The organism is Apibacter sp. (assembly GCF_025291155.1).
GTDB lineage: Bacteria > Bacteroidota > Bacteroidia > Flavobacteriales > Weeksellaceae > Apibacter.
Genome location: NZ_JAMBJZ010000091.1, coordinates 1 through 7,814, shown reverse-complemented (window position 1 = coordinate 7,814; position 7,814 = coordinate 1). Strand labels below are relative to the sequence as shown.

The 7,814-nt window shown below is 27.3% G+C and carries 6 protein-coding genes, 1 tRNA gene and 1 pseudogene; 2 read left to right on the top strand and 6 right to left on the bottom strand.

Going from position 1 to position 7,814, the window contains the following annotated elements:
* The first annotated feature begins 270 nt into the window (after nucleotides 1-270).
* Together gldD and M3Z80_RS08360 are read left to right on the top strand one after the other, a co-directional pair.
* Complete coding sequence (gene gldD, locus M3Z80_RS08365) at nucleotides 271-855, top strand: gliding motility lipoprotein GldD (RefSeq protein WP_293919130.1); 585 nt, start codon at nucleotides 271-273, stop codon at nucleotides 853-855.
* 21 nt (nucleotides 856-876) lie between these two features.
* Nucleotides 877-2,202 carry a hemolysin family protein gene (locus tag M3Z80_RS08360; protein WP_293919128.1) on the top strand — a complete coding sequence of 442 codons (1,326 nt, stop codon included), beginning with the start codon at nucleotides 877-879 and terminating at the stop codon, nucleotides 2,200-2,202.
* Between the two features lie 303 nt (nucleotides 2,203-2,505).
* Here the strand turns inward: M3Z80_RS08360 and M3Z80_RS08355 are convergent, their stop codons facing one another.
* The 6 genes and pseudogenes from M3Z80_RS08355 to M3Z80_RS08330 all read right to left on the bottom strand — a co-directional run.
* Nucleotides 2,506-4,134: a M1 family metallopeptidase gene (locus M3Z80_RS08355; RefSeq protein WP_293919127.1), complete on the bottom strand. Its 1,629-nt coding sequence runs from the start codon at nucleotides 4,132-4,134 to the stop codon at nucleotides 2,506-2,508.
* 781 nt (nucleotides 4,135-4,915) lie between these two features.
* Nucleotides 4,916-4,989, bottom strand: a tRNA-Arg gene (locus M3Z80_RS08350).
* An 82-nt stretch (nucleotides 4,990-5,071) separates the two neighbouring features.
* Entirely contained in the window at nucleotides 5,072-6,136 is a 1,065-nt protein-coding gene (locus tag M3Z80_RS08345; protein ID WP_293919126.1) for an acyltransferase family protein, read from the bottom strand.
* Between the two features lie 30 nt (nucleotides 6,137-6,166).
* On the bottom strand, nucleotides 6,167-6,823 hold the full coding sequence (locus M3Z80_RS08340) for an HAD family hydrolase (RefSeq protein WP_293919125.1): 657 nt from the start codon (nucleotides 6,821-6,823) through the stop codon (nucleotides 6,167-6,169).
* 4 nt (nucleotides 6,824-6,827) lie between these two features.
* Complete coding sequence (locus tag M3Z80_RS08335) at nucleotides 6,828-7,415, bottom strand: sugar transferase (protein WP_293919124.1); 588 nt, start codon at nucleotides 7,413-7,415, stop codon at nucleotides 6,828-6,830.
* A gap of 101 nt (nucleotides 7,416-7,516) precedes the next feature.
* A pseudogene (locus M3Z80_RS08330) lies at nucleotides 7,517-7,814 on the bottom strand (ammonia channel protein); the annotation flags it as partial.

Here is a 7,814-nt window from a genome sequence, read left to right as displayed (position 1 = left end):
ATGGAAGACCCCGGGCCCACGAGTATTTCATTAAATTATTTCCCATTACTACATTTTTGTCTACTCTTAATTTTGCATCATTTTAAGAGAATTGATATCTTTAAAATTGTTATTAAAATTTTACAAGACTGGGTTAGCTATGTTTTTACATATAAAAATTTGATCAAAAAATATTTTCAATTTATTAGTAAAACATGGGCTAACATACATATTATATTTAAAAATCCGTTAAACATATTATTTGATTTAAGATAAAATTTAGATACCTAAATGAGTAAATTATTAAATAAATTATATTTTTTATATCTTACAGCACTATTTATTATTTTCTTTATCAGTTGTGAAAAAGACGATTACTTTCCTAAACCGGAAGGTCAAGTAAGATTAGAATATCCTATGCCAAAATATATTCTTTTTAAGAAGGATGATTGTCCCTATCAATTTCAATATTCTGACTTAGCAAGGGTAATAGACAAACAAAAAAATTGTTGGTATAATTTCACTTATCCAACTATGAAAGCTACCCTATATTTAACCTATTCAAATGTTAATAACGGCAATTTGAATTCATTGCTAAAAGAGACACAGAGGCTTGTATATGAGCATACAATAAAAGCCAATTCTATAAAAGCTAAAACGTTTTCTTATCCTGAAAAAAAAATATTTGGAAATCTATACCGATTAGGAGGCGAAACTGCCTCAAATATTCAATTTTATGTTACAGACAGTGTTAAACATTTTCTTTCGGGTACACTTTATTTTAAAGTTCAACCTCGACCGGATTCATTACAACCTGCTGTTGAATATATTGAAAGAGATATAATTAAAATGATTGAAACAACTACCTGGAAATAAACTTAATTTTTTTATATTAAAATGTTAGAAATAGGAATTCTTTTATTATTAACTCTTTTAAATGCCTTTTTCGCTGTATCAGAAATTGCCTTAGTATCTGTTAAAAGGCAAAAGATTGAAAATAAAGTTAAAAAAGGTAATAAAAAGGCACAAATAGTACTAAATCTCTTAGAAAAACCAGAAGACTTTTTATCTTCCATTCAAGTAGGTATTACATTAATCGGAATTATTTCCGGTGCCTATGGGGGAGCTACTTTAGTGAAATATGTTGAACCGTTTTTCGAACATTTCTCATTGACACAATCTCATGCTAATGAGCTTTCATATATGGTTATTATTGCATTAATTACCTTTGTATCTATTGTTTTAGGGGAACTTATTCCTAAAACATTCGGCATGAGAAATCCGGAAAAGATTGCATTATTCGTAGCTCCGATTATCAAAGTTTTTTCAGTGGCTTTGTATCCATTTGTTAAAATACTATCATTTTCAACACATTTATTTAATAAGATATTGAAAATTTCTAATGTAGAAGGGGAAAAAATATCTGAAGACGAACTCATATATATGCTTAAAACAGCTAGTTTGCAAGGTGTTTTAGAAAAAGAGGAAAGTGAGTTACATCAAAATGTTTTTGCTTTTTCAGAGCAAAAAGCTAAAAGTTTAATGACGTATCGTAAAAGGGTTGAATGGATAAATTTAAAAGACAGCTTTGGGGAAATCGAGAAACAGATTAAAGAAAGCAATTTTACAAAATTTCCTGTTTGTGACGGAGATTTAGATGAAGCCAACGCTTATTTAGCTATTAAAGAATTTTATGAAAATATAAATTCTCCCAATTTTGATATTAAGTCAATTCTTAAAACACCAATATTCATCCACGAAAACATGCATTCCGTTGATATTTTACAAGAATTTCGAAAGAATAAGCAACATATGGGGTTTGTAGTTGATGAATATGGTACTTTTCAAGGTATAATTACCTTACAGGATCTTATTGAAGGTATTGTCGGTGATATGCCTGAAAGCGACGAGGAAGAGACTGAAATTGTGGAACGTGAAGATGGATCTTATTTAGTTAATGGAAATATTGGAATTAGAGATTTAAATTCATTCTTCGATGATGTAATTATTGATTTAGATGACGACGAATATGTTACATTAGCCGGATTTATAATTTATCATATGGAATATATTCCGGAAGTGGCTGAAAAATTTAACTACAATGGATTTTCTTTTGAAATAGTAGACAAGGATGCCTATAGGATAGATAAGGTATTAATGGAAAAATTAAAGCCTATCGATGAGGTTGATAACATCTTAAATGAAGATGAAACTAAAGACTAATAAAATTCTAAAATGGTTTATCTTATTTATAGCATATTTTTTATCGTATTTATTTTAATATCATTAAAACTTTATATATTTTTATTGAAAACAATAGATATTATGAAGTTTATGTTTTACATTATTCTGTATATCATTGGTATTTTATTATTTTTCCAAATTGCTGAAAAATTTGTTAAGTATTTTTATGATCCAATTCCCGATATTTATTTAAATTTTATGTTCCTTACTTACCTTTTTTCTACTATGATAGGATTTATATGTATTACTATCATTACAATAAAAAAATTGAAAAAAAAATGATTAATTATTTGTATTAACTACTTTAACATAGTAATTTTCATCAACATATAAATATTTATTATCTACATTAATTTTTTTAGATTTCCAATTTTCAGAAGGTTTAATTTTCCCAATAGAAGTATTTATTTCCATTGAAAAATCTTGAACAACATTTGACCATTTATAATATAATAAATTGTCTTTTATATAATAAGACAGCTCAGGTATTTTAATCGTTCTAAGGTATTGATCAAAAATTTTTGAAAAATCGATTCCTGCTTTTCTTGATATGTAATCCTCAATTTGCTTTGTTGTAACTGTTTGATGATAATATTCTTTATTTAAACCTCTCATAATATCTCTAAATAACTGATCATTATCTATAATTTGCCTTAGGGTATGTATCATATTCGCTCCCTTATCATACATATCTTGGCTTCCTTTTTTATGTATTTGGTAAGTAGCAATAATTGGTATGTCGTTAATTACATTTTTTCTTTGACCAATAATATATTTATTTGCCATTTGTTTCCCGAAATAATATTCTATAAATAAAGTTTCCGAATAGGTTGTAAATGCTTCATGTATCCACATATCTGCTATATCTGCATTAGATATATTATTACCAAACCATTCATGCCCTGATTCATGTATTATAATAAAATCCCATTTTAAACCTATTCCTGTACCGCTTCTATCCTCTCCTAAATAACCATTCCTATATCTATTACCATATGCGATCGCACTTTGATGTTCCATACCTAAATAGGGAGACTCTACCAGCTTATATCCGTCTTCATAAAAAGGATAAGGACCGAACCAGTATTCAAATGCTTCAAGCATTTTCTTTACTTGTATAAATTGTTGTTTAGCTTTATTTAAATTATACGGTTTTACCCAATAACTCAATTCTAAAATCCCTTTTTCTCCTTTATATTCATCACTGAAATTAACATATTCTCCAATGTAGGGAACTATATTGTAATTATTTATCGGATTTATAACCTGCCATTTAAAATAGTTTTTATCCAATTCTTTCCAATATTTTATTAATTTACCATTTCCTATTCCTTTTAAATCATCGTCTGTAATAATAGTCAACGTCATCCCCTCATCAGGCTCGTCTCCAAGATAATCTTTACACGGATACCATATACTAGCACCTATACCTTCACAGGCAACACTCATCCAATCTTTACCACTCCTATCTTTAGTAAAAATCCAACCTCCATCCCAAGGTGCATTCTTGGCTATAATTGGTTTTCCGCTAAAATAAATGGTAAGTTCATTATTTATATTATCTTCATTATTTAAAACGCTTATATCTAGATAATAGAAATTTCCTTGCTTATTAAATGTAACAACTCTATTTTTTACAGAAAATATACTGTCGATTTTCATAGGCTCTTTCAAATCTATTTGTATGATCTTCGATCCTTTATTTTGGAATTTTATTGTATTCGATCCTTTAATATATTTATTTTTAAAATCAGGTTCAATTATAAGATCATAATGCTTTACGTCCCATTTTTTTCTATATTCTGTATTACTTCCTAATAATGAATCTTCTAAATTTGAGTAATATTTATCTTGAGCAACAAAAATTGCTGGAAGTAGGATTAATATTAAATAATTAAGTTTGATTTTCATAGTTTAAAATTAAATTCCTAATAATATACAAGATAAATAATATTTAATAAATTTACCTATAAAAATTTAAAATTAAATTAATAAATTTATAATGATTGTGGTTACTGTTATCGAATATATTCAGGACCAAAAATGAGGAAAATATGGCTATCGACTTTATTTATTACTTTCCAAACTAGTTGTAAAATATCTATTTTCTATCCTCTAAAATTAGATTTGCGTTAATTATGCGCTTAATTCAAAAAAAGTTATAAACCAAAAGATTTATGGATTAGTGACAATAAAGTACTTTAATACTGATCAAATCTTTTTCGACTTCATTGTATTCCTTTTTATTCAAAATATACTTCATAGCTTCAATAACAGGGGGATTTTTGACTAATATCTTGATTTATCAATGATTCCACCATAATAATGTCATTGACAGAATTGTATCCGGAATCGAATAATGGGCGCATTGTAATTTCTAGATATGTTCCATTTAAGGTTTTAGGTCTATTTACTTTCTTTCTAAATTGAGATTCTTGAGGGTATCTTTTCTTAAATGCAGAGCCGTAGAATTTTCATTGAACAAAGCAATCTCGATCAAGATTTTTCTTATTTGAAGTTTTCCAGTCTTTTTGAGCTTATCTATAATCTATATTTCAGAGTATGAACACCCGAATTTTGTTTCTTTTGTCATAGTAATTACATTGCTGCTTGCATTGTGGTTTTGTAACTACAAGTTTGATATTTAATAAAAAAAGCTACAAACCCTTTGTAGGATAGGTTTATAGCTTAGTGACCGCGGAAGGAGTCGAACCCTCAACCTTCAGAGCCGTAATCTGACGCTCTATCCAATTGAGCTACGCGGCCATTTAATTTGCGTGCAAAAGTAGTATATTTTTTCTTTCTTTTAAAATTTTTTTATTTATTTAACTAATATTTTTCATTACCATTATTTTCTTAGCAATATTTTTTTCAGAATTCTTGATAATGGAGTTTCTAAATATTTATAACTATATAGGGAAAACATACATGCCAAAAAAGCTATTATTAAGGGAACTAAAAGTACTTCTCTTCCTAAATATTTAAATATACATTTTATAGTAGCAACTCCTATATGGTAATGAATTAAATATAATGAATAAGAGGCTATACCTAATTTACAAAACCATTTGTTATTTAAAAAAGAGAGGTATTTGGGAAAATAAATAAAAACTAAAAAAATACATAGAATCAAAAAATAAATAAATAATAACTTTATTTCCCGTCCCCATAATGTTAGAATAATAATTATAAATGACATTATGAATATATTTTTATAATCTCTTTTGTTAAGATATAATTTATGTAAAAATAGACCTATAAGAAACCATAAACATTCGTGAAAAAATGCAAAAGACCTGCTAATTAATTTAAAATATTTTATTTTTTCGAGAGTAATATAATTTTGTAATATGCTATGTCCCATTTTACTGGAAAATAGAATAAATATCGGTATGCCAATGATACAAATCAGCGTATAATTTCTTATCACTTTTTTGGGTGATAAGAAATACAAAAATCCTATTATTATATAAAAATTTACTTCTACCCATAAACTCCAATAGGAATTATCAATGTAATAATATTTAATATATCCTACAAACACGTCTATAACATGGGGGTCTATAAAAGTATTGGCTATAATATAATTAACCGGGTCTTTTGAATATCCATATCCTGATCCTGTATAAACAAATTTAAAAAATAGAAAAGTCAACGTAGAACAAACAAACATTCCTGGAGCTAACCGAATATATCTTTTTATTAAAAATTGTTTATAATTTTGAGAGTTTTTGAGAGAAATTGAAATAACAAATCCTGAGATAATGAAAAAAAATTGTACACCTAAATATCCATGTATTGCCAAATATTTTACTATATTATTATTTGAAAAATTATAATAATGTCCTAGCATAACCATACCTATAGCTAAAACTCTGAATCCATCTAAGACAGGAACTCTGGATTTCTCCATATTATATTAAAATTATGGTAAGTTTTTCTTTTATCTTATTAATTCAAATATTTCTTCCGGTTTGTCAATTATATATTCGGCTCCATTTTCTATTAACTCTTTCTTAGACCTGAAGCCCCATGATACTCCTATACCCTTTACTCCTGCATTTTTTGAGGTTTGCATATCTATTCCTGTATCGCCTATATATAGAATTTCATTCTTATCCTTAATTTCTGTTTCATTCATTATATCATATACAATTTGCGGGTTTGGCTTAATTGGTACTTCTGTTCTTTGACCTAATACAGAAGAAAAATTGATTTCACTAAAATATTGACTTACTAACATTTGAGTTCCTTCAATAAATTTATTTGATGCAACAGCTAACTTTATATTCATGGAATATAATGTTTTTAACATATCTATAACTCCTGTATAAGGCGCTGTTTTGCACATGGAATGAATTTTATAATATTCAATAAATTCTTTTCTTAGTTTTTCAACTATATCAGGGTTTATACTTATATCTACCGGGAGTGCTCTTTCTATTACTTTGCTCATTCCATTACCCACAAAATATTTGTAAGAGTCAACAGGATGTATAGGAAAATTATTTTTTTGCAATATGTAATTGCATGAATCAGCCAAATCATTTATCGTATTAAGCAATGTTCCATCTAAATCAAAAATAGCTAACTTTATCATAATTTTAATTATTTTTATTGACAAATATAGTTCTTAACAAATAGTTAACATCATTTGTGAAGCTCCAATTTTCAATATAATCTTTATTTATCTTAACTTTATCTTTCCAAATTATGTTATCATTATATAATTTCGGATCTTTTACTTTTGAAAGAATTTCTTCTTCATTTCTATATTTTAATTGTGCCGGACCAGTAATTCCTGGCTTTACTGAAAGAATAATTCTATCTTCTCCTTCTAATTTATCTGCATATCCGAAAACATCCGGTCTGGGACCAACCCAGGACATATCGCCTTTTAATATATTAAATATTTGTGGTATTTCATCCAATTTGTATCTTCTCAAGAATTTGCCCAGTTTAGTTATTCGCATTTCTCCTGTAGTAATTGAAGAACTATATTCTCCTTTCATTGTTCTAAACTTATACAAATTGAAAGCTTTACCATTTTTTCCTACTCTTTCTTGAATAAAAAACCCGGACATCCCAATATCGATTGTGACGAAGATAAAAATAAATAGGATGGGAAATATAAATATAATTAGACATAAAATCGCTAATAAATAATCTAATATGATTTTACTATTTTTCATAATGATAATTACAAAAATATAAAAGAAAAAGGATTTCCAAGGAAATCCTTTTTATACATAGCATCTATTAATATATTAAATAATAATTTATTCAGCCATTTTTATATCACTTTCTCACCGTGTTGTGACAAATCTAAACCTAATTCTTCTTTTTCAGGATCTACTCTTAAAGGAACGATTTTATTAACTAAAAATAATATTAATAAAGTTCCAAAAAATACAAATAAGGAAACCACAATCATGGCAATAAAATGATGGATAAATAGGGCGCTTTCTCCAAAAAACAATCCGTTACTAGGCACATCACTATTTATAGATTTATCTGCAAATACTCCCGTAAGAAGCATTCCAACCATCCCTCCTACTCCATGGCATGGAAATACATCCAGCGTATCATCT